26 protein-coding genes are annotated in these 23,975 nt (G+C 64.6%); 16 read left to right on the top strand and 10 right to left on the bottom strand.

Annotation, left to right across the window (positions count from 1 at the left end; translation table 11 throughout):
* Positions 1 to 8: 8 nt before the first annotated feature.
* From ACVI1L_RS34720 to ACVI1L_RS34685, 8 genes are all read left to right on the top strand, one after another.
* A complete protein-coding gene (locus ACVI1L_RS34720) occupies positions 9 to 947 on the top strand; it encodes a carbohydrate ABC transporter permease (protein ID WP_016847560.1) in 939 nt (312 codons plus the stop codon).
* Entirely contained in the window at positions 947 to 1,858 is a 912-nt protein-coding gene (locus ACVI1L_RS34715; protein ID WP_016847559.1) for a carbohydrate ABC transporter permease, read from the top strand. The genes ACVI1L_RS34720 and ACVI1L_RS34715 overlap by 1 nt, the downstream gene beginning before the upstream one ends.
* Positions 1,859 to 1,862: 4 nt before the next feature.
* Positions 1,863 to 2,963 (top strand): ABC transporter ATP-binding protein, encoded by a 1,101-nt coding sequence (locus tag ACVI1L_RS34710; protein ID WP_456784949.1) that lies wholly within the window; start codon positions 1,863 to 1,865, stop codon positions 2,961 to 2,963.
* A gap of 29 nt (positions 2,964 to 2,992) precedes the next feature.
* Positions 2,993 to 3,982: a hydroxyacid dehydrogenase gene (locus tag ACVI1L_RS34705; RefSeq protein WP_225646746.1), complete on the top strand. Its 990-nt coding sequence runs from the start codon at positions 2,993 to 2,995 to the stop codon at positions 3,980 to 3,982.
* A gap of 69 nt (positions 3,983 to 4,051) precedes the next feature.
* The gene (locus ACVI1L_RS34700) at positions 4,052 to 5,476 is read left to right on the top strand and encodes an amidase (protein WP_456784948.1); all 1,425 of its coding nucleotides are present in this window, start codon (positions 4,052 to 4,054) and stop codon (positions 5,474 to 5,476) included.
* A 100-nt stretch (positions 5,477 to 5,576) separates the two neighbouring features.
* Positions 5,577 to 6,242 (top strand): hypothetical protein, encoded by a 666-nt coding sequence (locus ACVI1L_RS34695; protein ID WP_456784947.1) that lies wholly within the window; start codon positions 5,577 to 5,579, stop codon positions 6,240 to 6,242.
* A 55-nt stretch (positions 6,243 to 6,297) separates the two neighbouring features.
* Positions 6,298 to 7,071: a transporter substrate-binding domain-containing protein gene (locus ACVI1L_RS34690; RefSeq protein ID WP_229192174.1), complete on the top strand. Its 774-nt coding sequence runs from the start codon at positions 6,298 to 6,300 to the stop codon at positions 7,069 to 7,071.
* A gap of 172 nt (positions 7,072 to 7,243) precedes the next feature.
* Positions 7,244 to 8,077 (top strand): DUF2147 domain-containing protein, encoded by an 834-nt coding sequence (locus ACVI1L_RS34685; RefSeq protein ID WP_456784946.1) that lies wholly within the window; start codon positions 7,244 to 7,246, stop codon positions 8,075 to 8,077.
* Between the two features lie 164 nt (positions 8,078 to 8,241).
* On the opposite strand, the gene ACVI1L_RS34680 is transcribed toward ACVI1L_RS34685, so the two are convergent.
* Both ACVI1L_RS34680 and ACVI1L_RS34675 read right to left on the bottom strand, forming a co-directional pair.
* Complete coding sequence (locus ACVI1L_RS34680; protein WP_057018689.1) at positions 8,242 to 8,646, bottom strand: (R)-mandelonitrile lyase; 405 nt, start codon at positions 8,644 to 8,646, stop codon at positions 8,242 to 8,244.
* Between the two features lie 23 nt (positions 8,647 to 8,669).
* Positions 8,670 to 9,368: a ribonuclease activity regulator RraA gene (locus ACVI1L_RS34675; protein WP_076828879.1), complete on the bottom strand. Its 699-nt coding sequence runs from the start codon at positions 9,366 to 9,368 to the stop codon at positions 8,670 to 8,672.
* Positions 9,369 to 9,581: 213 nt separating this feature from the next.
* Between ACVI1L_RS34675 and pxpB the strand changes: the two genes are divergently transcribed.
* From pxpB to ACVI1L_RS34655, 4 genes are all read left to right on the top strand, one after another.
* Positions 9,582 to 10,313, top strand: coding sequence for a 5-oxoprolinase subunit PxpB (pxpB, locus tag ACVI1L_RS34670; protein ID WP_057018691.1), 732 nt, complete (start codon positions 9,582 to 9,584; stop codon positions 10,311 to 10,313).
* On the top strand, positions 10,310 to 11,344 hold the full coding sequence (locus ACVI1L_RS34665) for a 5-oxoprolinase subunit C family protein (protein WP_456784945.1): 1,035 nt from the start codon (positions 10,310 to 10,312) through the stop codon (positions 11,342 to 11,344). Before pxpB ends, ACVI1L_RS34665 begins: the two co-directional genes overlap by 4 nt.
* 30 nt (positions 11,345 to 11,374) lie before the next feature.
* Complete coding sequence (locus tag ACVI1L_RS34660) at positions 11,375 to 12,148, top strand: LamB/YcsF family protein (RefSeq protein WP_057018693.1); 774 nt, start codon at positions 11,375 to 11,377, stop codon at positions 12,146 to 12,148.
* 148 nt (positions 12,149 to 12,296) lie between these two features.
* Positions 12,297 to 12,713, top strand: coding sequence for a hypothetical protein (locus tag ACVI1L_RS34655; protein WP_057018694.1), 417 nt, complete (start codon positions 12,297 to 12,299; stop codon positions 12,711 to 12,713).
* Between the two features lie 74 nt (positions 12,714 to 12,787).
* On the opposite strand, the gene ACVI1L_RS34650 is transcribed toward ACVI1L_RS34655, so the two are convergent.
* The 3 genes from ACVI1L_RS34650 to ACVI1L_RS34640 form a co-directional block, all read right to left on the bottom strand.
* Complete coding sequence (locus ACVI1L_RS34650; RefSeq protein ID WP_016844408.1) at positions 12,788 to 12,940, bottom strand: hypothetical protein; 153 nt, start codon at positions 12,938 to 12,940, stop codon at positions 12,788 to 12,790.
* Positions 12,941 to 13,281: 341 nt separating this feature from the next.
* Positions 13,282 to 14,439, bottom strand: a complete 1,158-nt coding sequence (locus tag ACVI1L_RS34645) for a CmpA/NrtA family ABC transporter substrate-binding protein (protein WP_229191886.1) — start codon at positions 14,437 to 14,439, stop codon at positions 13,282 to 13,284.
* Complete coding sequence (locus tag ACVI1L_RS34640; protein ID WP_028332037.1) at positions 14,436 to 15,026, bottom strand: ANTAR domain-containing response regulator; 591 nt, start codon at positions 15,024 to 15,026, stop codon at positions 14,436 to 14,438. The genes ACVI1L_RS34645 and ACVI1L_RS34640 overlap by 4 nt, the downstream gene beginning before the upstream one ends.
* 116 nt (positions 15,027 to 15,142) lie before the next feature.
* On the opposite strand from ACVI1L_RS34640, the gene rimO reads away from it, so the two are divergent.
* A complete protein-coding gene (gene rimO / locus ACVI1L_RS34635) occupies positions 15,143 to 16,468 on the top strand; it encodes a 30S ribosomal protein S12 methylthiotransferase RimO (protein WP_456784944.1) in 1,326 nt (441 codons plus the stop codon).
* A gap of 101 nt (positions 16,469 to 16,569) precedes the next feature.
* On the top strand, positions 16,570 to 16,743 hold the full coding sequence (locus ACVI1L_RS34630; RefSeq protein WP_456784943.1) for a hypothetical protein: 174 nt from the start codon (positions 16,570 to 16,572) through the stop codon (positions 16,741 to 16,743).
* Here ACVI1L_RS34630 and ACVI1L_RS34625 read toward each other — a convergent pair.
* Positions 16,720 to 17,193: a hypothetical protein gene (locus ACVI1L_RS34625; protein ID WP_456784942.1), complete on the bottom strand. Its 474-nt coding sequence runs from the start codon at positions 17,191 to 17,193 to the stop codon at positions 16,720 to 16,722. The genes ACVI1L_RS34630 and ACVI1L_RS34625 overlap by 24 nt on opposite strands.
* Before the next feature lie 1,015 nt (positions 17,194 to 18,208).
* Positions 18,209 to 18,430, bottom strand: coding sequence for a DUF3606 domain-containing protein (locus ACVI1L_RS34620; protein WP_076828958.1), 222 nt, complete (start codon positions 18,428 to 18,430; stop codon positions 18,209 to 18,211).
* A gap of 258 nt (positions 18,431 to 18,688) precedes the next feature.
* Here ACVI1L_RS34620 and ACVI1L_RS34615 point away from each other — a divergent pair, with 258 nt between their 5' ends.
* Positions 18,689 to 19,885 carry an acetylornithine transaminase gene (locus ACVI1L_RS34615; RefSeq protein ID WP_057018699.1) on the top strand — a complete coding sequence of 399 codons (1,197 nt, stop codon included), beginning with the start codon at positions 18,689 to 18,691 and terminating at the stop codon, positions 19,883 to 19,885.
* A 139-nt stretch (positions 19,886 to 20,024) separates the two neighbouring features.
* On the opposite strand, the gene ACVI1L_RS34610 is transcribed toward ACVI1L_RS34615, so the two are convergent.
* The 3 genes from ACVI1L_RS34610 to pcsA form a co-directional block, all read right to left on the bottom strand.
* Positions 20,025 to 20,999, bottom strand: coding sequence for a quinone oxidoreductase family protein (locus tag ACVI1L_RS34610; protein WP_050384723.1), 975 nt, complete (start codon positions 20,997 to 20,999; stop codon positions 20,025 to 20,027).
* A gap of 158 nt (positions 21,000 to 21,157) precedes the next feature.
* The gene (locus ACVI1L_RS34605) at positions 21,158 to 21,883 is read right to left on the bottom strand and encodes a TerC family protein (RefSeq protein ID WP_057018700.1); all 726 of its coding nucleotides are present in this window, start codon (positions 21,881 to 21,883) and stop codon (positions 21,158 to 21,160) included.
* Positions 21,880 to 22,608: a phosphatidylcholine synthase gene (gene pcsA / locus ACVI1L_RS34600; protein WP_057018701.1), complete on the bottom strand. Its 729-nt coding sequence runs from the start codon at positions 22,606 to 22,608 to the stop codon at positions 21,880 to 21,882. The genes ACVI1L_RS34605 and pcsA overlap by 4 nt, the downstream gene beginning before the upstream one ends.
* A gap of 132 nt (positions 22,609 to 22,740) precedes the next feature.
* On the opposite strand from pcsA, the gene ACVI1L_RS34595 reads away from it, so the two are divergent.
* Complete coding sequence (locus ACVI1L_RS34595) at positions 22,741 to 23,925, top strand: UbiH/UbiF family hydroxylase (protein ID WP_456784941.1); 1,185 nt, start codon at positions 22,741 to 22,743, stop codon at positions 23,923 to 23,925.
* The last annotated feature ends 50 nt before the right edge of the window (positions 23,926 to 23,975 follow it).

The following is a 23,975-nucleotide window of genomic DNA, read 5'->3' as shown; positions in this document are numbered from 1 at the left end:
CCTGCGTTATGGTTGATGTCGCATTCCAATCCAACCGCGCAGCCGCTGCCCAGACGGGACGAAGGCGCGCCGGCCTGCGCAACGCGCTGCGGCGCAAGTCGATGGCCGCGTTCCTGATGACATTGCCGCTGATCCTCCTGATCGCGATCCTGGTGCTCTACCCGGCCCTCTACTCCTTGCACCTCGCGACGCTGAACAAGGCGATGACGAAGTTCGTCGGGTTCGGCAATTTCGAGTTCCTGTTCAAGCGCGACACCTTCTGGCTGGTGGTCAAGCAATCCTGCATTTTCGCGATCTCGGCGGTGATCTTCAAAGCCCTGATCGGCTTCATCGTCGCGCATTTCGTGCACAACGTACCCGCCAACAAGCAGCGCAAGTGGCGCGGCATGCTGCTGGTGCCATGGGTGATCCCGCCGGCGATGAGCACGCTGGCGTGGCTCTGGCTGTTCGACCCCTCCTACAGCGCCTTCAACTACACGCTTTCCTTCTTCGGCATCGGGCCGATCCCGTGGACCGGCGATGCGATGTGGGCGCGCTTCTCGGTGATCCTCGTCAACGTCTGGTACGGCGCGCCATTCTTCATGATCATGTATCTGGCGGCGTTGAAATCGGTACCCGACCAGCTTTATGAGGCGGCCGCTATCGACGGCGCCAATTGGTGGCAGCGCATCTGGTACGTTACGCTGCCGATGATGCGCAACATCATCGCGATCACGACGCTGTTCTCGCTGATCGTGACCTTCGCCAATTTCGACATCGTGCGTATCCTGACCGCGGGCGGGCCGCTCGACCACACCCATATCTTCGCCACCTGGGCGTTCCGGGTCGGCATCGAGGGCAGTGATGTGCCGCTCGGCGCCAGCGTTTCGCTGTTCATGGTGCCAATCCTCGCGGTCGCGGCGATTTTCATCCTGCGCGACATCACCAAACGCGGGAACGAAGCCTGATGAGCTCCCTGACGATCGACAAGTCCGGACCGACCCGCAAGGTCAAGTACGGCAGCATGAGCCGCGACCGCGCCTGGGCGCTACGCTGGTCCTATTTCTTCCTGGTGCTGTTTGCGATCTTCTCGCTGACGCCGCCGATCTACATGCTGATCACCTCGCTGAAGAGCAGCGCCGAGATTTCGGCCGCGACCAATCCGTGGTGGGTCTATCATCCGACACTCAGCAACTACATCGAGCTGCTGACCTCGAACCAGTTCCTGCGCTTCTTCTGGAATTCGGCCTGGGTCTCGATCATCGTGGTCACCATCACGATGCTGATCAGCGTGCCGGCGGCCTTTGCGCTGGCGCGGATGAAATTCTGGGGCTCGGCGACGCTCGCGACCGGCGTGTTCCTCACCTATCTCATTCCGGACAGCCTGCTGTTCATCCCGCTGTTCAAGATGTTCGCCGTGTTCGGCGACTGGACCGGCATCCAGCTGGTCAATCGCTGGTACGTGCTGCTGTTCATCTACCCGACGCTGACGGTGCCGTTCTGCACCTGGATCATGATCGGCTATTTCGCCTCGATCCCGAAGGAGCTCGACGAGGCGGCGATCATCGACGGCGCGAGCTGGTTCCAGACGCTGACCCGGATCTTCATCCCGGTCGCGCTGCCCGGCCTGATCGCGGCCACGATCTTCGCCTTCACCGTCTCCTGGGCTCAGTTCCTCTATCCGCTGGTGTTCACGACATCGACCGATCAGCTGGTGCTGCCGGTCGGCATCATCACGACCCTGATCAAGGGTGACGTCTTCAACTGGGGACAGATCATGACCGGCGCCCTGCTCGGCGCCGCGCCGCCGCTGATCATCTATGCCTTCCTGATGGACTACTACATTGCCGGCCTGACCGCCGGTGCGACAAAGGGTTGAACTTATGGCTGACGTCAGTTTGCGGAAGGTTGTGAAGCGTTACGACGAGGTCGAGGCGGTGCGCGGCATCGACCTTGATATCGCAGACCATGAGTTCGTGGTGCTGGTCGGGCCGAGCGGCTGCGGCAAGTCGACGACGCTGCGGATGATCGCCGGCCTCGAGGACATTTCCGACGGCGACATCATGATCGGCGGCGACGTCGTCAACGACGTGCCGCCGAAGGACCGCGACATCGCGATGGTGTTCCAGAACTATGCGCTCTATCCGCATATGACCGTTGCCGAGAACATGTCGTTCGGTCTGCGGCTGAAGCACTATCCCAAGGCCGAGATCAAGAGCCGGGTCACCGAGGCAGCCCGCATGCTCGACATCACCGACCTGATCGACCGCAAGCCGAAGCAGCTCTCCGGCGGCCAGCGCCAGCGCGTCGCGATGGGACGGGCAATCGTGCGCAATCCGAAGGTGTTTCTGTTCGACGAGCCGCTGTCCAACCTCGACGCCAAGCTCCGCGTGCAGATGCGGATCGAGATCAAGAAGGTGCACCAGAAGGTCCGCACCACGACCGTCTACGTCACCCACGACCAGGTCGAGGCGATGACGCTCGCCGACCGCGTCGTGGTGATGAACCACGGCAGGATCGAGCAGATCGGCACGCCCAACGAGCTCTACCACAAGCCGGCGACCCGGTTCGTCGCAAGCTTCATCGGCTCGCCCGCGATGAATTTCGTGCCCTGTCGGCTCGAGGACACCGGCGGCAAGCTCAACGTGCGGCTGACCGATCGCCTCGCTTTCTCGCTGCCGCCGGCACGCGCCGCCCGCTACCAGGCTCTCTCCCGCACCGACAAGCTGTTGCTGGGCATCCGGCCCGAGCACGTCATGGAGGCGCGGCCGCATGCCGAACCGGGCATCGAGCCGTTCGACGCGATGCTCGACGTTACCGAGCCGATGGGGATGGAGACCCTGGTCTATTTCACGCTCGAGGGCACCCAGGTCTGCGGCCGGGTCAATCCCAATGCCGGTGCGCAGGATGGCAGCCCGCTCCGATTGGCTGTGGACCTCAACAATATGCATTTGCTAAACGAGGTGACCGGCGTCGTCCTTTGACGGCGCACAAGAAACCTCAAGGGCAGGAAATGGCCACCAACAAGAAGAAGATTTTTGTCACCCAGACTTTGTCACCGGGGGCACGGGTGCTCCTCAACGAGCGGGATGACGTAGAACTCATCGAATTTCCCAACCTGATCTCCGCCAAGGACTTTCAGACCATGCTCGAGCAGCATGCGCCGGTCCATGGCGTGGCGCTCGGCGCAACCCGCTTCGGCGAAGCGGAGCTGGAGGCGTCCAAGGGCATGATGGTGGTGACCCGGATCGGTGTCGGCTATGACGCCGTCGACGTTCCGGCGCTGTCGCGCCGCAAGGTGCCGCTGATGGTCGCAGGCACGGCGAACTCGCCGTCGGTCGCCGAACAAGCTGTGTTCATGATGCTGACGCTGGCCAAGCGCGCGCAGGAAATGCACACGATGGTCAAGGACGGCACCTGGGCGAGCCGGCTCGGCGTGCTGCCGTTCGATCTCTACGGCAAGACCGTCCTGATCGTTGGCTTCGGCCGCATCGGCACCCGCACCGCCAAGCGCTGCCTCGCCATGGAAATGAACGTGCTGGTCTACGATCCCTACAAGCCCGCCAGCGAGATCACGGCTGCCGGCTGCGAGGCCGTGTCGAACCTCGAAGCGGCGCTGCCGCGGGCGGACTTCGTCACGATCCATTGCCCGAAGAATCCCGAAACCGTCGGGCTGTTCAACGCCGCGCGGATCAGGCTGATGAAGCCGACCGCCTATCTCATCAACACCGCCCGCGGCGGCATCGTCGACGAGAAGGCGCTGCACGACGCGCTGGTGTCGGGCAAGCTCGCCGGCGCTGGCCTCGACGTGTTCGAGGTCGAGCCGCCGCCGGTCGGCCAGCCCCTGCACGCTTTGCCCAACGTGATCATGGCGCCGCATGTGGCCGGCGTCACGGTCGAGGCCGTCGATCGCATGAGCGAGCAGACCGCACGCAATATTCTGAGCGTGCTGGATGGCAATCCGCTGCGCCAGAACGTGATCAACCAGGACGTCCTCGGCTGAGCTTTCAGCCTTCCTCGTTTGCGCCGCGGCCGATCCGAAAGGATCGGCCCGGCGATGCGGAGTACCCACATGACCTTCAAGGAATTCGGCAACTACGATGCGGTCGGTCTCGCCGAGCTCGTCCGCAACAAGGACGTGACACCGAAGGAGTTGCTCGACGAGGCGATCGCGCGCACCGCCGCCGTCGATCCCAAGATCAACGCTGTGGTCGTCAAGCATTACGACTATGCCGAGCGCCAGATCGCCAAGGGGCTGCCTGACGGTCCCTTCACCGGCGTGCCGTTCCTGCTGAAGGACCTCGATCTGCTCGAAGGCACACGCACCACGTCGGGCGCCAGCCTGCTGAAGGACTTCGTTGCCGATCACAATGGCACGCTGGCCCAGCGCTTCCTCGACGCCGGGCTTGCGATCTTCGGCAAGAGCGCGAGCCCGGAATTCGGACTGATGCCGACGACGGAATCCCGCCTGTTCGGCCCGACCCGCAATCCCTGGAATCTCGACCATTCCTCCGGCGGCTCGTCCGGCGGCGCTGGGGCTGCGGTCGCGGCCCGCATCCTGCCCGTCGCGCATGCCAGCGACGGCGGCGGGTCGATCCGGATCCCCGCCTCCGCTTCCGGGGTGTTCGGCATGAAGCCGACGCGTGCCCGCAACCCGGTGGGTCCCGATCGCGGCGAAGGCTGGGGCGGCTTCTCCGTCGGCCATGTGCTCAGCATCAGCGTCCGCGACAGCGCGGTGATGATGGATGCGATCCACGGTCCGGAGCCGTCGAGCCTCTATGTCGCGCCGCCGCCGGAGCGACCGTTCTCGCAGGAAGTCGGCCGCGATCCCGGCCATTTGCGCATCAGCTTCACCGACAAGTCGCCCTACGGCGATGCGATCGATCCCGAGATCGCTGCGGCGGTCCGCGACGTAGCCAAGCTGCTGGCGGGCCTCGGCCATCGTGTCGAGGAGCGCGCGCCGCCGCTCGCGGCCGATCCCGCCGCAGTCATGACGACCATCGTCGGAGGCAACACGGCGCTGACGATCCGTCTGCTCGAGCAGCGCGTCGGGCGCACCCTGACGTCGGACGATGTCGAGCGGCTCACGCTCGCCAGCGCCCAGAATGCGACCAAGATGAACCCGGCCGACTACGTGGCCGCGCAGCTTGCAGCGTTCCAGATCTCGCGCGCGCTTGCGACCTTCTTCGAAGGTTGCGACATCTTCCTCAGCCCGACGCTGTGCGCGCCGCCGCTCCGCCTCGGCGAGCTGAACACGATGTCCGAGGACCTCGGCCACATCGCGCCGGTGCTGCGCCGCTACATGCCGGGCACCTCGATGTTCAACATGTCCGGACAGCCGGCGATGTCGGTGCCGCTGGCCTGGAACAAGGCCGGTCTGCCACTCGGCATGATGTTCGCGGCCAAGCTCGGCGAGGAAGGACTGCTGTTCCGCCTGGCCGGCCAGCTCGAACAGGTCCGCCCCTGGAAGGACCGGCGTCCGCCGGTTTGCGCGTAGGCCCCACCGAAGCGCCCGGGCTGACAAAGGCCAGTCAGATCAGGTAGATAGGAATGGCGTCGGCGCGATTCCGCCAACGCCGAGCCTGGGAGACCGAACCGTGAGTGACCCGACCGACAATGCGCTCGCCGCAATCGCGAGCATCCTCGATCAGACGACGACACCTCCCGAGAAGGCCAAATCGTCCGACAAGACGGCGGATAAGGAAGCCGAGCCCGCCAAGGAGCCTCCGGTCTCCATCGCGATGCCGCCGCCCCTTCCGTCGTCAGTCGAAGTCGTATCAGTCGAGACCGTGTCCATCACGACCGTGTCCGTCGAGGCCGCGCCCGCCGAGTCGTCGGCGGGCGAGCCGCCGCCGGTCGAGGCGTCCGAACCGGTCGAACAGCCCGAGCCAAGTAAAGCTGAAGCAAGTGAACCGGAGCCAACCGAACCGGAGCCGAGCCAGCCGGAAGCGGAGCCGGAGTCGATCCAGCCGCCGCCCCAACCGATCGAGGCCAATGGCTATTCCAAGTCCGGCCCAGGACCAATGGCCGCGCTGCGCTTCCGCTGGACGGTGCGCCAGGACGGCGCCCAATATTATGTCGACGAGACCGTCGGCGAGGCATCGACCCCGCTCGTCAACGGCCCGATGGAGCGGGACGCCGCGATCAAATTCGTCGACGATCGCGAGGCCCAAGCGCGGCGGCGCTTCGAGCATTTCAAGCACGAGATGCTCAGCCGCACTGCAAGTGTCGTTCAGGCGAGCAAGGACAGCAACGAGGCCTGAGACGCGATACGTGCCCTTCGGGCATCGCAATCAAATGCGGATGGAGAAGACCTCGATGTTTCGCGCGCTGGCCGGCCTCGCTCTCGCTTTGCTCCTGTCCGCCGCGCACGCGCAGCAGGCGCCGTCCCGGCTCGATGAGATCGTCAAGCGCGGCATCCTGCGCGTCGGCATGACCGGCGACTATTTGCCCTTCACCTATCTCGACAAGGAGACCAAGGCCTTCCGCGGCTTCGATGTCGACATGGCGCAGTCGCTCGGCAAGGCGCTCGGCGTCAAGGTCGAGTTCGTGCCGACATCGTGGCCGCAGATGACCAAGGATTTCGAGGCCGACGATTTCGACATCGCGATGGGCGGCGTCTCCATCACCTTCGATCGGCAGAAGAAGGGTCTGTTCTCGACGCCGATCATGCGCGAAGGCAAGACGCCGATCGCGCGCTGCGCCGACAAGGGCAAGTTTGAGACGATCGCCGAGATCGACAAACCCGGCACCCGAGTCATCGTCAATCCCGGCGGCACCAACGAGCGCTTCGCGCGCGCCCACGTGAAAACCGCCGAGATCCGCGTCTTCAACGACAACACCAAGATCTTCGACGAGATCGCCAAGGGCGACGCCGACCTGATGATGACCGATGCGTCCGAGACGCGCTATCAGCAGAAGCTGCATCCCGGCGTGCTGTGCGCCGTGCATCCCGACAAGCCGTTCGACTTCGCGGAAAAGGCCTACTGGATGCAGCGCGACGTCGCCTTGAAGGCGTTCGTCGACCAATGGCTTCACATCGCGCGCGAAGATGGCAGCTACGCGAGGATCTACGCCGCGTGGTTCGAATAGCCCGCGCCGCGCGCATAATTTGAAGCGCACGGCCTGAAACCAGACCGTAATCCAGCGATTTGAACCTAGACCGCGAGGATACGACTCATGTTCTGACCGTGATCTGGGACACGTTCAACGGGGTGGTCACCGGATAGCCTTGCGAACGAGGCTCCCTGCACCGGAGGTCGAGATGAGAAAGCTTCTGGCGATCGCCACGCTCGTGCTGGCAAGCACGGCCGCAGCGCAGGCGCAGTACACATTCGATTACGGCGGCCGCACTATTCGCATCGATCCCGATCGCGGCACGGTTTCGATCCCCGGCGTCTACGACAATACTCCCCGCCGCACCAAACGCGCCAAAAGCGAGGACACCGAGCAGAAGCGCAAGGCTCCGAAGGAAGCCAACACGGACGCCAAGTCGGACACTAAGACGGACGCTAAGACGAATTCCCAGGCCGCGCCGCCCAGCGCACCAGCAGCGGCTGCTCCGCCTGCCGTCGATCAGGCCGCCGTCCCGCCGGCGCCTGCCGCAACGGCAGAGCCGCCCAGCACGGGCGTTGCGGCCACGCCGCCTTCAGCTACAGCCGCGACCACACCGCCGCCGCCCGCGGCGCCAGCCGTCCAGCAAACTGCGCCGGCTGCAAAGCCCACCACCGCTCCAACGGTCGGCGCCGCCTCGCCGAGCGCTCCGGTGCCCAAGCCCCTCGCCAATCCCGTGCAAGCAGCGAACTCGCCGCTCGGCGTCTGGCTCACCGAAGAAAAGGAAGGCAAAATCCGCATCGAGCAATGTGGCGCCAATCTCTGCGGCTACGCCGTCGACAAGAAATCGAACGCCAACGGCGAACAGGTGCTGATCAACATGAAGCCGGGCAAGGACAAGTGGAGCGGCCGCATCTTCGATCCGAACAGCGGCAGCACCTACGATTCCACCATCGCGATGAAGAGCCCGGACACGCTGCGCGTCCAGGGCTGTGCGTTCGGCGGCATGTTCTGCGGCGGCCAGACTTGGACGCGGGTGAATTGATTGCCTGCAAATCGTAGCCCGGATGGAGCGAAGCGTAATCCGGGATTTTCACCATGGGAGAGACCGCCCCGGATTGCGCTTCGCTCCATCCGGGCTACGGTCTCATAAAATCAAAAGCCCCGCCTGACGAGCGGGGCTTTCATCTTTCAAACTGCTACGGCTGCTCAGCGGACCTTGCCGTTGTATTCCTCGTCGGTGACGTGCTCCATCCAGGTCGAATAGACGCCATCGAGCGCTTCCTGCATGGCGATGTGGGTCATGCTGTTGTCCGGCGAGGCGCCGTGCCAGTGCTTCTCGTTCGGCGGAATCCAGACGACGTCGCCAGGGCGGATCTCCCTGATCGGGCCGCCCTTCGCCTGCACGCGCCCGATGCCGGAGATCACATACAGCGTCTGTCCGAGCGGATGGGTGTGCCAGGCGGTGCGTGCGCCGGGCTCGAACGACACGCGCGAGGCGTTCAGCCGCGCCGGCGCCGGCGCCATGTTGATCGGGTCCTGCAACACCGTGCCGGTAAAATTCTCCTTCGGCGCGCGGCGGGTCGGCCGCGAGCCGGAAACGTGGATGTCCATGGGGTTACCTCCCTTTCTTGACGTTATTTCTTGGTCGCGGCGTAGCGCGCCTTGGTCTCGGCATTCATCGGATACAGGCCGGGCAACTGGGCGCCATTGTTCACCTCGTTGACGATCCAGGCTTCCATCCGTTCCTGCTCCGGCCCCTCGGCCAGCACGTGATCGAGGAACGCCTGCGGGATCAGCACCGCGCCATCCTGGTCGGCCACCACCACGTCGTTCGGGAATACGGCAACGCCGCCACAGCCGATCGGTTCGCCCCAGCCGACGAAGGTCAGACCTGCAACCGACGGCGGAGCCGCGTAGCCGTCGCACCACACCGGCAGGCCGGTGCCGAGCACGCCCTCGACGTCGCGCACCACGCCATCGGTGATCAGCGCCGTCACCCCGCGCTTGGCCATGCGGGCGCAGAGGATGTCGCCGAAAATGCCGGCATCGGTGATGCCCATGGCATCGACCACGGCAATGCAGCCCGCCGGCATCGCCTCGATCGCGGTGCGGGTCGAGATCGGCGACGACCAGGATTCCGGCGTCGCCAGATCCTCACGGGCCGGCACGAAACGCAGCGTGAAGGCCGGTCCGACCAGCCGCTTCTGCCCTGGCTTCAGCGGCTTGGTGCCGCGCATCCAGATGTTGCGCAGGCCCTTCTTGAGCAGGACGGTGGTGATGGTGGCGGTGGACACGTGCGACAGCGTCGCGATCGCTTCGGCGGACAGTGACATCTGGAAAGCTTGCTCCGATGGGAGGAAAAGACCGGCGCATGTTGCCGGGCAAAGGCCTTGCGTCAAGGGCTGCGCGAAAAAGCTGCGATCATCCAGATTTATCACTGGCATGCCGATTAATTTATTGAAGTTGCTGCATCATTTTGCACGAAGCGAATTCCGTTTTATCTCGAAACACGCTAGCTTGATGGTTGACGAACAGCGCTTGACCCAATGGCCGACCCCTTAAGTCCTCCCCGCCTTTTGCCGAGTGGCGACAGCGCCATCACGGTGGAATTCAGCCGCACCATCGACGACGCCGCCAACCGGCGGGTGCTGGCGCTCGACCGCGTCATCGCTGCCGAGCCGATTGCCGGCATCACCGAGACCGTGCCGACCTACCGGTCGCTGCTGGTGCATTACGACCCCGTGCAGATTACTTTCGATGCGCTGGGCGAGCAGCTGCTGGCACGCGCCGCCAAGGCGCCGCCGACCGAGACCGGAACGCGGCGCTGGCGCATCCCGGTGACCTATGGCGGCGAGCACGGCATCGATCTCGAGGACGTCGCGAAGGCGCTCAAAACCACGCCCGACCAGATCGTGGCGCGCCATGTCGCCGGCGACTATCGCGTCGCCATGATCGGCTTCACGCCGGGCTGGTCCTATCTCAGCGGACTGGAGAAGTTCCTGCACATGCCCCGGCGCAAAGATCCGCGGCTCCTGACCCCGGCCGGCACCATTTCGATCGGCGGCATCCAGACCGGCGTGCAGTGCCTGGCCGGCCCGAGCGGCTGGCACCTGCTCGGCCGCACCCCGGTGCGAACCTACCAGTTGCATCGCGATCCGACCTTCCTGCTGGAGCCGGGCGACGCCATCACCTTCACGGCGGTGGACGCCAAGACCTTTGCCGAACAGGACCGCGCCGCCGAGGCCGGCGAGTTCGTCGCCGAACTGGTGACGCCATGAGCAAGCTCGTCGTCAGCTCGATCGGCCCGGCGAGCTCGGTGCAGGACGCTGGTCGTCCGGGCTCGCAGCGCTACGGTCTCGTGCCGAGCGGCGCGATGGACCGGCTTTCGCTGGCGGCCGCCAACACGCTGGTCGGCAACGACCTGTTCGCCGCCGCGGTCGAGATCGGCCCGTTCGGCGCCAGCTTCACCGCGCGCGGGGGCGCGGTGCGCGTCGCCCTCGCCGGCGCGTCGCGCAATGCCGATATCGGCGGCCGGCCAGTCGCGTTCGACAGCTCGGCGACGCTCGCCGAAGGTGAGACGCTCAATCTCGGCTTCGCCCGCGGCGGCTCGTTCAGCTATCTCGCGATCGAGCACGGCATCGAAGGCGAGCCGATGTTCGGCAGCCTCGCCGTCAACGCCCGCGCCGGGCTCGGCAGCCCCTACCCGCGGCCGCTGCAAAGCGGCGACGAGTTGACGACGCAGGCCGCAAGTGGCGCGCCCGAACGCCGCATCGAATTGCCGGCCGCGACCGATGCGCCGATCCGCATCCTGTTCGGCCCGCAGGACGACGAGTTCGCCGAGGACCACAAGAAGCTGTTGGTCGACAGCGAGTGGAAGATCTCGGCGACCAGCGACCGCATGGGCTATCGCCTCGAAGGTCCCGCCATCAAGCATCTCGACGGCCACAACATCGTCTCCGACGGCACCGTGAACGGCAGCATCCAGGTGCCCGGCAACGGGCAGCCGATCGTGCTGATGCCGGACCGCGGCACCAGCGGCGGCTATCCGAAGATCGCAACCGTGATCACGGCCGATTTCGGTCGCTTCGCGCAGATCTCGGCCGGCCGGCCGTTCCGCTTCAGGGCGGTGACGATGGCGGAAGCGCAGGCCGAGGCGATCAAGTTCCACGAGCTGCTGCGTTCCCTGCCCGACCGCCTCCGCGGCATTGAGGATTTTGGTCTCAACATCGAAGCGCTGCGGGATGCGAATGTCGCGGGTCAGGCCGTCAACGCCGTCGATGTGTCGACCTGGCAAGTTGCGCTACCCTGAATCTGTACAACAACAGACGGATCGATCGTCATGACTTCAACTATCGACCTCAATTGCGATCTCGGCGAAAGCTTTGGCCCCTGGGAAATGGGCAATGATGCCGCGATGATCGAGCTTGCGACCTCGGTCAACGTCGCCTGCGGCTTCCATGCCGGCGACGCCGACATCATGCGCAAGACGGTCGAGCTGGCGAAGGCGCGCGGCGTCAGCGTCGGCGCCCATCCCGGCTATCGCGACCTGCACGGCTTTGGCCGCCGCCCGATGCCGGGACTGACGTCCTCGGAGATCGAGAACCTGATCGCCTATCAGATCGGCGCTTTGCAGGCGATCGCGACCGCGGCCGGCCACAAGGTCACCCATGTGAAGGCGCATGGCGCGATTTCCAACGTCGCCTGCGAGGACGACATGACGGCACGAGCGATCGCCAATGCGATCAAGGCAGTCGATCCCAATCTCATCTTCGTGGTGCTCGCCAACTCGAAGCTGGTGCGCGCAGGTGAAGCGGCGAATCTGCGGATGGCGCATGAGGTGTTCGCCGACCGCGCCTATGAGGACGACGGTAACCTGGTGTCGCGCAAGAAGCCCGGCGCGGTGCTGCACGATCCCAAGGCGATTGCCGATCGTGTGGTGCGGATGGTGCAGGACGGCGCGGTCGTCTCGGTCACCGGCAAGGTGATCAAGATGCAGACCGATACCGTCTGCATCCATGGCGACACGCGCGGTGCCGTCGAGATTGCGCGCGGCCTGCGCGAGGCGCTGAAGCAGGCGGGCATCACCGTTGCGCCGTTCAAGACCGCGCATTAAGCCGCGAACATCGATCAAAAAAGGGCCGGCCGCCGTGCCGGCCCTTTAGATTCCGTTAAGAGTCTTCTTAAACCCAAACTTGCCGTTTGATTGTTAGGTGCAGCTTCCGAGCCTTTGATTGTCCTCTTAGGAAATTGGGTACGAAAGCATGTTCCGCACCAGCCTCTCCCTCACCATTGCCGCGGTTGCCACCGCCGCCTTCACCAGCGCGGCATCCGCCGGCTGCTATAGCTGCTATACGCCGCCGCCGCAGCCGTGCACGACCTGCTATCAGGTGCAGAGCGTGCCGCCGCAGTATCGCACGGTGCAGGAGACCGTCATGGTGGCGCCGGGCCGCGTCGTCGCGCATCGCACGCCGGCACAGTATCGTACCGTGATGGTGCCGAGGACGGTGATGGTCGCGCCCGAAGGCGTCGCCTATGAGCGCATCCCGCCGCAATACGCCACCCAGGAGCGCGTGCAGATGGTCTCGCCGGGCTATTCCTACTACGCGCCGGTTCAGCAGACCTGCAGCACCTGCGGTGGCGGCTACGGCTACGGATATGGTCGCGGTTACGGCTACTGAGCTGTCAGCATCCAGCCAACACAAAGCCGCCGCCTGAGGACATCAGACGGCGGCTTTTGAATTTTCCGAAGGACTCAGAACGGGTGGACGGACAGCGTGCCGAACACGATGGCCGCGATCACCGCAAAGGCGCTGTACAGCGCCGCCGTGTGAATTCCGGTCCCGGACTTCCGTGAAATGTTACGCGCGTAAAGGTGCAGGCGGGCCTCCGCCGATAGCTCGCGCATGGTCGATCTCCAACGCCCCATTCTCGGACATATGGAATATCGTTCGCGCCCGGATTCAAGCGGGCGGCAAAAATAGCGATGCCGCCGCCTTCGGGAACTCGGTTCCGAGAGGAATATTCCTTCCCGCGAGCTCGGCCGAGAATCCTATTCGCCGCAATTCGAGGCGTCGGGAACCCGCGCCAGTCCCGCGATAACCGAAAATCTCGAAAACAACCCCATGCAAAGTAGCCGGAGGTCGATAGCCGAGGCGCTGCCGTCGCCGCGCCTGTTGCCCATCCCTGTCCCAGCAACAGGACGCACCGGTCGTGCACGTGCCGCCGGAAGCGGCCGCTGCGGCGCGCTCAGGCCTTCCAGCGCCCGATCTTGAACGCCGCCAGATGCCCCGGAACGTCGCTCGGGTCGAACGGCGGGCCGGCGAACGCCCCGATGGCGCTGGAGGCGCCGGCCGGGCGACCCGATGCCGCGTCGTAGAGATCGGGCCTGAACACGGCCATGGCGGTCTTCAGCGCTTCCGGCCGGTATGGCGCCTGGCCCCAGCGAACCATCTGCGCATAGAGCCAGGCCGCCTGCCCCGGATCAGGCCGCGCCGCCGCCTCGCGCCCGACCAGCAAATAGCGATTGCTCTCGCGCATGGTGCCGTCGGGCGAAATCTTCAGGTGGCCATCGAGCGTGCGCTGGATGACGCTGGCATCGACGCCGATCCGCTCGGGCTGCGCCAGGATGCGCGCGACCTCGGACCGGTTCTCGGGCCGCTCGATGAACTCCACGGCGCGCAGATGTGCACGCACCAGCGCCGCCACGATGTCGGGATGCTTCTCCGACCAGCTCTGCCGCACCGCCAGCACCTTTTCCACCGCGCTGAGCAGGATGTCGGAGACGAAGTGCAGGATGTGGCCGATGCCGAGATCGACCGCGATCGAATTCCAGGGTGCGCCGACGCAGAACGCGTCGACATGACCGTTGGCGAGACTGTCGACCATGTAAGGCGGCGGCAGCACCACAAGCTGGACATCCTCATCGGGATCGACGCCGCCGGCGGCCATCCAAAACCGCAACTGGTAATTGTGGGTCGAGAACGGGAAGGTCATGCCGAAGGTCAGCGGCTCGGCCCCGCTCTTCCGCCGCTTGGCCACCACGCGGGCGAGCGCGTGTGCGGTTGCCATCGGATCGAAGCGGTCGCCGTCGATCTCTTCCATCAGCGCGGCGTGCAGCGCCGGCGATACCGTGATGGCATTGCCGTTGAGCCCGAGGTTGAAGGGCGCCGCGATCGGCACCTTGACGTGACCGAGCCCGAGGCTCGAGGCGATCGCCACCGGCGCCAACAGATGAGCGGCGTCGAACAGGCCGATGTTGAGCTTGTCGCGGACGTTCGACCACGACACTTCCCGCACCAGCGTGACGTCGAGGCCTTCGGCCGCCGCGAATCCCTTGTCGACCGCAACGATCAGCGCGGCAGCGTCGACCAGCGGAATGAACCCGATGCGCAATGGTGTGGTCATTTCAGGAGCTCCGACGCCGTCAGGATCGATTGCGCGATCTCTCCGATTTTCTTTTTCTCGCGCATCGCGGTCGAGCGCATCAGCACGTAGGCCTCCTCCTCGGTCAGCCCCTTCACCTTCATCAGGATGCCCTTGGCGCGGTCGATCACCTTGCGCTCCTCCAGCGCGTGCTTGGTGCGGTCGAGCTCGTCCTGCAGCTTGGCGAAGGCATTGAAGCGGGAGACGCAGAGATCGAGGATCGGCTTCATCCGCTCCTTCTTGAGACCGTCGACGATGTAGGCGGAGACGCCCGCCTCGACCGAGGCCTGGATCGAGGCGGCGTCGCTCTGGTCGACGAACATCGCGATCGGCCGGCGGACGGCACGGCTGACCTGGAACATTTGTTCCAGCACGTCGCGACTGGGGTTCTCGAGGTCGATGACGATGATCTCGGGGTCGAGCGCATAGATTCGCGAGAGCAGGCTCTGCATCTCGCTGATATGCACGACGTCCGTATACCCGGCCTCCCGCAGTCCCTCCTCCAGGATGGCCGCTCGGATCGGGCTCTCGTCGACTATGACGATCTTGGGAGACGATTCAGCGCTCATCGACAACTCTTAAGGCCCGGCAGATGCATCCATATCATGCCGGAAGCCCCGGGAAAGGGTTGTAATTCTCGGCAATTGGGACTAGCTCCTGCCCATTCATCAGGCAGATCAGAGATATGCAAGAGGCCGCCGCGCCGAAAGTGAGCTTTGTGTCCTTGGGGTGCCCCAAGGCGCTGGTCGATTCCGAGCGCATCATCACCCGGCTGCGCGCGGAAGGCTATGAGTTGGCGCGCAAGCATGACGGCGCCGACATCGTCATCGTCAACACCTGCGGCTTCCTCGACAGCGCCAAGCAGGAATCGCTCGCCGCGATCGGCGAGGCCATGGCCGAGAACGGCAAGGTCATCGTCACCGGCTGCATGGGTGCCGAACCGGAGCAGATCGAGAGCGCCTATCCCGGCGTGCTCTCGATCACGGGGCCGCAGCAATATGAGAGCGTGCTGGACGCCGTGCATCGGGCGCTGCCGCCGGCGCACAACCCGCATATCGACCTGGTGCCGCCTCAGGGCGTCAAGCTGACGCCGCGGCACTACGCGTATTTGAAGATATCCGAAGGCTGCAACAACCGCTGCAGCTTCTGCATCATCCCGAAGCTGCGCGGCGATCTGGTGTCGCGGCCGGCCAATGACGTGCTGCGCGAGGCCGAGAAGCTGGTGAAGGCCGGCGTCAAGGAATTGCTCGTCATCTCGCAGGACACCTCGGCTTATGGCGTCGACCTGAAATACGCCGAGAGCCCGTGGCAGGACCGCAGCGTTCGCGCAAAATTCTTCGATCTCGCCAAGGAGCTCGGTGAGCTCGGCGCCTGGGTGCGGCTGCAATATGTCTACCCCTACCCGCATGTCGACGAGGTCATCGGCCTGATGACCGAGGGCAAGGTGCTGCCCTATCTCGACATCCCGTTCCAGCATGCGAGCCCTGAGGTGCTGCGCGCGATGAAGCGCCCGGCTGCGCAGGAGAAGACGTTGGCGCGGATCCAGAAGTGGCGCGAGCAGAGCCCCGAGCTGACGCTGCGCTCGACCTTCATCGTCGGTTTCCCCGGCGAGACCGATTCCGATTTCGCCTATCTGCTCGACTGGCTCGATGAAGCGGAAATCGATCGCCTCGGCTGCTTCAAATACGAGCCGGTTGCCGGTGCCGCGTCGAACGCGATTGGCAATGCCGTACCCGACGAGATCAAGCAGGAGCGCTGGAATGCGCTGATGGCGCGGCAGCAGAAGATCTCCGCGAGGCGCCTCAAGCGCAAGGTCGGCACCCGCCAGCAGGTCATCATTGACGAGGTTGGCCCCACGGTGGCGAAGGGCCGGTCAAAGGCCGATGCGCCCGAGATCGACGGCGCCGTCTACCTCACCAGCCGCCGCCCGCTGAAGGTCGGCGAGATCGTGACCGCCAAGATCGAGCGCTCCGACCAGTACGACCTGCACGGCAGCGTCGCCGGATTCTAGCTCCAGTCCGCTCCTTCGAGACCTCCCCGGATACCAAACGGCGTCCGTTGCTAGACGGAACTCAAGCGTCGCCGACAAATTGTTGGTCCAGGAGGAATACGATGAGCCGAGCAGATCTTTTGAGGCAGGCCGAGAACGCGGAGCGCCACGCTGACCAAGCCACCGATGAGGAAATCAAGAGAGCGCTAAAGAAGGCCGCCGATGATTATCGGCGCGAGGCCGCGCAGGAGACTGCTATCGCGACAATCGCGTCAGAAGCTGCCGAGCGCGGCTGAAACATCACGGAAGATAGTTGCGCTGAGTACGAGGATCTGGAAGATCACGACGAGAATGCAAAGCAACTGATAAAATGGAACGGACGGTTCGATCGGCTTTGCCCAACGCACCCAAGCAAAGGTCTCTCGCCCCCTAGCGACAGCTTCATCAGTCATGCTCATTGCCTGCCTGGCTCCCCACAATGGCATCAAGACAAGCCAAACTAGGAAAATCGGGCAAACGAAGAGGTAGGATATAGCGTTCTCAGGCTCAAGCGGCTTACCGAACCTATCGAGCCCATGACGGATGATTTCCGAGGGAATTGGAAACTTGAGGTAGATGTACAAGGTCACGCTTATACCCACGAAGGCAAGCAATGCATTGATGATTGCCGTGCTCTTCATGAGTTGCCGAAGGACACCGGCCAACTCGTCGGGCACCCGAGGACGGGCTTGCGCATTTTGAGACATTCAGGTCGAAACCTTCGAGCTTCTGCGAACAAGGCTAGAACAGCACGCGGGCCGGTAGCAACTGCGCGGGGTTTCCGCTCCGTAGGAACGCCGCTTCTTTCCGTTCGTTAACGGAACATCACCGCACGGCTAGTGGCAACTATCGGTGATGAGATCGCCCGGTTTAGCGCTCCGGCCCAACACCAGCAGGGAGCAACGCCATGACCAGCAAGCGGCGTCGTTTCAAGCAAACCCAATCACTGCAAGAACGCCTAGCCGACGAGGCCGTGCGCTCGCAGGCCAAGGCACTCTCTCCGTCTGCAAAAAAGAAGCCCTGCTCAGGAGAGCCCGGCAAGGCGAGACCCCAGCCAATCTGACGGAGTGGCTGACGACCCCAGGTTCACGAGCGCCGATCTAGGCCGCGCCATGATCAACCAGCCCCAATTCGATTCCTATTCGACGGCTGCGCGCGTCTGTCTAGGAGTTGCGGTCTTTAGCGCCACGATGCTCGCTGCACTGATGACGAGCATTCTTATGTAATAGGGCCTCTCAGTTGGCCGGTCTGCAGCGAGGCTGACGTATTACCCCTATTCGCGCAGTAGAAAGGGCCCCAGCTGCGAAAGCTGAGGCCAGTGTTCAGCTGGGCGTCTCAGTGCCGGTAGCGGTGCGGCACCGAACAGGGCGAACAATGCGGCCGCAAGCGCTTCGTTCCTACTCATAAAAAAGGCCCCTGCATCCGGATCATGCAGGGGCCAAGCTGGATCGCCGCACCGCTGTTCACCGAGAAGCAACGGTCGTCGTCCTAGGGCAGAAAAAACACGAAATGAAAATCACGCGCCCTCTTGCCCGGATCATCCCAACGACATCCAGTTCCGGAAATAACTCGTGTGAATCTCGGCGAGACAAATTGCCGCTTTTTCCTGTCCCAAGCGACGGTCCCAATAGAGATGGTCGCGAATGTGCCCCGGGTCTTCGGGGGCAAGACCCGGGGCACGTTCATTCGTCTAATGCCGCTCTGCCGAGGAGCGGCGCATTGCTAACGACGCGTCGAAGGTACCGTTCCTAACGTCTTCCTTATCGCCGACCCGAGCCGGCGCTCAACTCGCTTGCGGCTATTGCCGACCTTCTTGACGGCCTTCTTCACCGATGCTGCCGACTTCCGGGTTTTCCTCGCCTCATAGCTCACCTCGTAATCCTGCCCGCCGGCGACGCGCGCACGGTCCTGCTTGCGACCGCGCGCGGTCTGCTTCCGCGCTATGCCCGTCGAATGAGGCGCTGTCCGCGCTTGACACCACCGCCCCTCTCGCTGTATGGGCCTGCGCCATGAAGCTGAACCGGACCCACCGCCGCGCCATCTGCCGTCGTCGCACCCGCGACGATGCTGGGCTGCGCCGTGTCCGACGCCATCGCTGATCCTATAAATCAGCCGAGGTTTTCGAGAAGGCCGCGCCCCCAAGCGCGGCCTTCTCGCTTTTCGGCCTGCCCTTTCCCAACACCGACCCCAGAGGAGATCGACATGACCAACGCTACCCATCCGTTCGATGCGCTGATGGACATCACCGCTCGCCCCGAGGTCGTGTTCGTACGCGGCGCCGGCTCGTATTTGTGGGACAGCAACCGCAACCGCTATCTCGATTTCGTGCAGGGCTGGGCCGTCAATCCCCTCGGCCACTCCCCGGTCATCGTGGCCGACGCGCTGGCGGCGCAGGCGAGACGGCTGCTGACGCCGAGCCCGGCGTTCTACAACGAGCAGAGCCTGAAACTGGCAAAGCTGCTGGTCGACAACAGCTGCTTCGACCAGGTGTTCTTTGCGAACTCAGGCGCGGAGGCCAATGAGGGTGCGATCAAGCTCGCGCGCAAATATGGCATGAAGTACAAGAACGGCGCGCATGAGATCATCACCTTCGAAGGCGGCTTCCACGGCCGCACGCTCGCGACCATGTCGGCCTCGGGCAAGAAGGCGTTCGAGCCCCTGTTCGAGCCGAAGGTCTCGGGCTTCCGCAAAGCCAGACTGAACGACATCGAGTCGGTGCGAAAGCTGATCACGTCGTCGACGGTCGCGGTCATGCTGGAGCCGATCCAGGGCGAGGCCGGCGTCTGGCCCGCGACGGATGAGTTCTTGCAGGAGTTGCGGGCGCTGACCCAGCAGCGCGGCCTGCTGCTCATTGTCGACGAGATCCAGACCGGCATCGGCCGGACCGGAAAGCTGTTCGGCTATCAGCACGCCGGGATCGAGCCCGACATCATGACGCTCGGCAAGGGCATCGGCGGCGGCGTGCCGCTCGCGGCCCTGCTCGCGACCGAGCATGCCTCGTGCTTCGATCACGGCGATCAGGGCGGCACCTTCAACGGCAATCCGCTGATGTGCGCCGCGGGGCTTGTCGTGCTCGATCAGATCGGAAAGCCCGATTTCCTGAAATCGGTTGTCGATGCCGGTCTTTTGCTCGAGCGCGAATTGCAGCGGCTGTCGTCGCGGCACGGACTCGGCGAGATCAGGGGGCGCGGCCTCCTGCTGGCGCTCGACCTGAAGATGCCGATCGGCGCGGCCGTGGTTGCCGAGGCGTTTGCGGCCGGCGTGCTGATCAACTCGCCGCAGCCGGACACGCTGCGCTTCATGCCGGCGCTGAACGTGACGCGGGAGGAGATTTCCCTTGTCGTCGACTGCCTGGATACGGTGCTGACCAAGGTCGGCGCGGCACGGCGGGTGGCGTAGGATCCTCCCCCCCTCGTCATTGCGAGGAGCGAAGCGACGAAGCAATCCATCTTCCCGGGTGGAGAGGTGGATTGCTTCGCGGAGCCTGTCATCCGGCGGCGCTTTGCGCCGACCGGGTGGCTCGCAATGACGGCGAGAATTACGGCCGCAGGATCGCCGCGCCCGTCGTCGCCCTGCTCTCCAGGTCGATATGCGCCTTGGCGGCGTCCTTGAGCGCGTAGGCGTGGTTGATCGGCACGTGCAGCTTGCCGTTGATCACGGCGGCGAACAGCGTGTCGGCGCCTTCGAGCAATTCCTTGCGGGTGCCGACATAGTCGTTGAGCTTGGGCCGCGTCGCGAACAGCGAGCCGTGGTTATTGAGTTCGGCGAGCGGGAACGGCGGCACCGGGCCCGACGCGTTGCCGAAGGAGACGAACAGACCGCGCGGCCTGAGGCAGGACAGCGATCCCGGGAACGTGGTCTTGCCGACGCCGTCATAGACGACGTCGCAGAGCTCGCCGCGGCTGATCTGCTTGACGCGTTCGACGAAGTTCTCCTCGTTATAGAGGATGACGTGATCGCAGCCATTGGCGAGCGCGAGATCGGCCTTCGCCTTCGAGCCGACGGTACCGATGACATGCGCGCCGAGCGCCCGCGCCCATTGGCAGGCGAGCAGCCCGATGCCGCCCGCCGCGGCGTGGATCAGCACGCGATGGCCGTGCTCGACCTTGAAGGTCTTGTGCAGGAGATACCAGACCGTGAGGCCCTTCAGCATCAGCACGGCGCCCTGCTCGTAGGTGATATGGTCGGGCAGCTTGACGAGCTTGTCGGCCGGGATGACGCGCTCGGACGCGTAGCCGCCGAGATTGTAGTAGTAGGCGACGCGATCGCCGGGGTGGAAATTGGTCACGCCCGGACCCACGGCCAACACCTCGCCTGCAGCCTCATTGCCGGCAATGAACGGCAGGCCGGGCGCCTTGTAGAGGCCGGTGCGGAAATAGACGTCGATGAAGTTCAGACCGACCGCATGCTGGCGGATCCGGACCTCGCCCGTCCCCGGCGCGCCCACCTCGACGTCCTCGTAGGTCAGGACTTCCGGGCCTCCCACCTGGTGCACGCGCACAGCCTTGGTCATGTCGTCGCTCCCCTCAATATCAGCGTCAAGCGAGCGAATGCCATCGCGGCCGGCTTGTCAACCAAGCGGGCCGGAACCGGCTACGGCACGTTCCGGAAAAGTGCGAACCGGCTTTCCCTCGCGACAAACGCGCAGCGTTTGCGCGGAGATCATGCCCATCAGCGCGCCGGCTTCCTGCGGTTGCGCTTGGCCATGACGTTGAACGCCTCGACCGCGGCCGAGAAGGCAATCGCGAAATAGATGTAGCCGCGCGGAATGTGGAATTTGAATCCGTCGGCCACCAGCGCCACGCCGATCAGCACCAGGAAGGCCAGCGCCAGCATCTTGGTGGTCGGATGCTCCGCGACAAACCGCGCCACCGGTCCCGACGAGATGTACATGATGACGCAGGCGATCACGACCGCCGCGATCATGATCTCGATGTCCTGCGCCATGCCGATCGCGGTGATGATCGAATCCAGCGAGAACACCAGGTCGATAATGATGATCTGCACGATCACCCAGAAGAACGCGCTGGCGCTCGGCCTGTCGCCGGCTTCCCCCTCGCGCGCCTCGACCTCGCCGTGGATCTCGTGGGTTGCTTTCGCGATCAGGAACAGGCCGCCGCCTATCAGGATGATGTCGCGCCACGACAGCGCGACGTCGCTGACTGATATCACCGGTTGGGTCAGCCCGATCAGCCAGACCAGGATCGAGAGCAGCAGAATGCGGAACACCAGCGCCAGCAGCAGGCCGATCTGCCGCGCGCGCTTGGCCTGCGCCGGCGGGATCCGCGACACGATCACCGACAGGAAAATCACGTTGTCGATGCCGAGCACGATCTCGAGCGCAGTCAGGGTCAGCAACGCCGCCCAGGCTTCCGGGCTGGTGATCAGTTGCATCATGCTCTGAAGGCTTTCATCCGGCGGATCACGGTATCGCTGCCGATGATGTAGACGGCGATGGCGCAGAGACCGAAGGTGATCGGGGCTCCGACCACGAAATCGTTGGCGAGCGTGTACATGCCGAGCAGCGCCCATGCGCCGAGCAGCCACAGCGTCAGCCAGCGCAGCCGCACCACCCGCAGCGGATGCAGCACGTGGAACGGCGCGAAGGTCAGCACGATCAGGAGCGCGACCACGATCGTCGACAGCACCGGCGGCAGATGCAGCAGGAACAGGTAGAACGCCGCCGCATTCCACAGCGCCGGGAAGCCGCGGAAATGGTTGTCATCGGCCTTCATGCGGCGGTCGGCGAAATACAGCGCGCTGGAGACCACGATGCCGATGCCGAGGATCGGCGCCGCCAGCGGCAGCAGCATGCCGCTCGCGGTGATCGCATAGGCCGGCACGAACACATAGGTGACGAAATCAACCACCAGGTCGAGCACCTCGCCCGACCAGTTCGGCTGCAGCCGCACCACGTCGAGCCGGCGCGCCAGCGGGCCGTCGATCCCGTCGATGATGAGCGCGACCCCGAGCCAGGCGAACATGTTGGCCCAGTGCTCGCGCACCGCCTCCAGCATCGCCAGCAGCGCGACCCCGGCGCCGAGCGCCGTGAAAATATGAACGGTGAATGCGGCGGTCCGCATCCGTTCTGGCAACGCATCGGGCTGGCTCGAATGCTCCATCGGCCGAGTGCTATCAGGAATCGGACCGGTTTGCATATGCGGTCTTGCGGCGTTCCGCCGCGCAAAGCGTTGGAAACTCTTGGTGGTTACCGATGGCTTGAAAATCGGGCCAAGCATGTCAAATGTCCTGATATGACCGACAGCTCGCTGGATTATGACGTTATCGTAATAGGCGGCGGTCCGGCCGGATTAACGGCTGCGATTGCCCTTGCCGACGCAGGTGCGCGGACTGCGCTGCTGGCGCGCCGCGCGCCCTATGCCGACAACCGGACCACCGCGCTGCTCGGTGCCTCGACCGATATCCTGGATCGGCTCGACGTCTGGCGGCGCTGCAGCGACCGAGCGGCGGCGCTCAAGACCATGCGCCTCGTCGACGACACCGGCCGCCTGATCCGTGCGCCCGAGGTGCGCTTTTCGTCCGATGAGATCGGCCGCGAGCAATTCGGCTTCAACATCGACAACCGCTCGCTGGTCGCGGCGCTCGAGGACCGCGCCGGCGAAATGTCCGCGCTGACGCGGTTCGACGATGAAGCCGCCTCGGTGCGGCCGGACGATGCCGCGGTTACCGTGTTGACGCGGCAGGGCCAGTCGCTTCAGGCCCGGCTCGTGGTCGGTGCCGACGGGCGCAATTCATTGTCCCGCGAGGCCGCCGGCATCGAGGTGACAAGCCGCGAGCTCGGGCAGTCCGCCCTCACCTTCAACGTCACCCACACCCGGCCGCACCACAACATCTCGACCGAGTTCCACACCGAGCACGGCCCCTGCGTGTTCGTGCCGCTCAGCGGCGTCAGAAGCAGCGTGGTCTGGGTCTCGGCGCCCAAGGAGGCCGAGCGGCTGATGGCACTCGGCGACGACGAATTGTCGCTCGCCGCCGAGCGGCAATCGCATTCGATCCTCGGCCGCATCGAGGTCCAGGGCGGCCGTCACGTGTTTCCGCTCGCGATCGAGCGGCCGCGGCAATTCGCCAAGGACCGGATCGCGCTGGTCGGGGAATCCGCCCATGTGCTGCCGCCGATCGGCGCGCAGGGCCTCAATATGGGACTGCGCGATGCCGCCGATATCGCCGAGATCACCGGTCAGGCGATCGGTCGTGGCGAAGATCCCGGCGCGCCCAATGTGCTGTCGCGCTACCAGGCGGCGCGGCGCCCCGATGTCGCCAGCCGGACCTGGGCGATCGACATCGCCAACCGATCGCTGCTGAGCGATTTCCTCGGCATGCAGACGGCGCGTGCTGCCGGCCTGCATCTGCTCGGCGCATTCGGCCCGTTGCGGCGCCTGGCGATGCGCGAAGGCCTCGCTCCGTCGTGGCGGCGGTGAGCAAAGCGTTTTCGAGCGAAGTGGGTACCGGTTCGCGTTAAGAAAACGCG

The sequence above is a fragment of the Bradyrhizobium sp. USDA 4516 genome (genome assembly GCF_054055915.1).
This window is presented reverse-complemented; position numbering and strand designations above follow the sequence as displayed.

Excerpts from the sequence above, each read along its gene's own strand:
- ACVI1L_RS34720 (WP_016847560.1), top strand. The coding sequence starts at position 9 with ATGGTTGATGTCGCATTCCAATCCAACCGCGCAGCCGCTGCCCAGACG.
- ACVI1L_RS34715 (WP_016847559.1), top strand. The coding sequence starts at position 947 with ATGAGCTCCCTGACGATCGACAAGTCCGGACCGACCCGCAAGGTCAAG.
- ACVI1L_RS34710 (WP_456784949.1), top strand. The coding sequence starts at position 1,863 with ATGGCTGACGTCAGTTTGCGGAAGGTTGTGAAGCGTTACGACGAGGTC.
- ACVI1L_RS34705 (WP_225646746.1), top strand. The coding sequence starts at position 2,993 with ATGGCCACCAACAAGAAGAAGATTTTTGTCACCCAGACTTTGTCACCG.
- ACVI1L_RS34700 (WP_456784948.1), top strand. The coding sequence starts at position 4,052 with ATGACCTTCAAGGAATTCGGCAACTACGATGCGGTCGGTCTCGCCGAG.
- ACVI1L_RS34690 (WP_229192174.1), top strand. The coding sequence starts at position 6,298 with ATGTTTCGCGCGCTGGCCGGCCTCGCTCTCGCTTTGCTCCTGTCCGCC.
- ACVI1L_RS34685 (WP_456784946.1), top strand. The coding sequence starts at position 7,244 with ATGAGAAAGCTTCTGGCGATCGCCACGCTCGTGCTGGCAAGCACGGCC.
- ACVI1L_RS34680 (WP_057018689.1), bottom strand. The coding sequence starts at position 8,646 with ATGGACATCCACGTTTCCGGCTCGCGGCCGACCCGCCGCGCGCCGAAG.
- ACVI1L_RS34675 (WP_076828879.1), bottom strand. The coding sequence starts at position 9,368 with ATGTCACTGTCCGCCGAAGCGATCGCGACGCTGTCGCACGTGTCCACC.
- pxpB (WP_057018691.1), top strand. The coding sequence starts at position 9,582 with ATGGCCGACCCCTTAAGTCCTCCCCGCCTTTTGCCGAGTGGCGACAGC.
- ACVI1L_RS34665 (WP_456784945.1), top strand. The coding sequence starts at position 10,310 with ATGAGCAAGCTCGTCGTCAGCTCGATCGGCCCGGCGAGCTCGGTGCAG.
- ACVI1L_RS34660 (WP_057018693.1), top strand. The coding sequence starts at position 11,375 with ATGACTTCAACTATCGACCTCAATTGCGATCTCGGCGAAAGCTTTGGC.
- ACVI1L_RS34655 (WP_057018694.1), top strand. The coding sequence starts at position 12,297 with ATGTTCCGCACCAGCCTCTCCCTCACCATTGCCGCGGTTGCCACCGCC.
- ACVI1L_RS34650 (WP_016844408.1), bottom strand. The coding sequence starts at position 12,940 with ATGCGCGAGCTATCGGCGGAGGCCCGCCTGCACCTTTACGCGCGTAAC.
- ACVI1L_RS34645 (WP_229191886.1), bottom strand. The coding sequence starts at position 14,439 with ATGACCACACCATTGCGCATCGGGTTCATTCCGCTGGTCGACGCTGCC.
- ACVI1L_RS34640 (WP_028332037.1), bottom strand. The coding sequence starts at position 15,026 with ATGAGCGCTGAATCGTCTCCCAAGATCGTCATAGTCGACGAGAGCCCG.
- rimO (WP_456784944.1), top strand. The coding sequence starts at position 15,143 with ATGCAAGAGGCCGCCGCGCCGAAAGTGAGCTTTGTGTCCTTGGGGTGC.
- ACVI1L_RS34630 (WP_456784943.1), top strand. The coding sequence starts at position 16,570 with ATGAGCCGAGCAGATCTTTTGAGGCAGGCCGAGAACGCGGAGCGCCAC.
- ACVI1L_RS34625 (WP_456784942.1), bottom strand. The coding sequence starts at position 17,193 with ATGTCTCAAAATGCGCAAGCCCGTCCTCGGGTGCCCGACGAGTTGGCC.
- ACVI1L_RS34615 (WP_057018699.1), top strand. The coding sequence starts at position 18,689 with ATGACCAACGCTACCCATCCGTTCGATGCGCTGATGGACATCACCGCT.
- ACVI1L_RS34610 (WP_050384723.1), bottom strand. The coding sequence starts at position 20,999 with ATGACCAAGGCTGTGCGCGTGCACCAGGTGGGAGGCCCGGAAGTCCTG.
- ACVI1L_RS34605 (WP_057018700.1), bottom strand. The coding sequence starts at position 21,883 with ATGATGCAACTGATCACCAGCCCGGAAGCCTGGGCGGCGTTGCTGACC.
- pcsA (WP_057018701.1), bottom strand. The coding sequence starts at position 22,608 with ATGGAGCATTCGAGCCAGCCCGATGCGTTGCCAGAACGGATGCGGACC.
- ACVI1L_RS34595 (WP_456784941.1), top strand. The coding sequence starts at position 22,741 with ATGACCGACAGCTCGCTGGATTATGACGTTATCGTAATAGGCGGCGGT.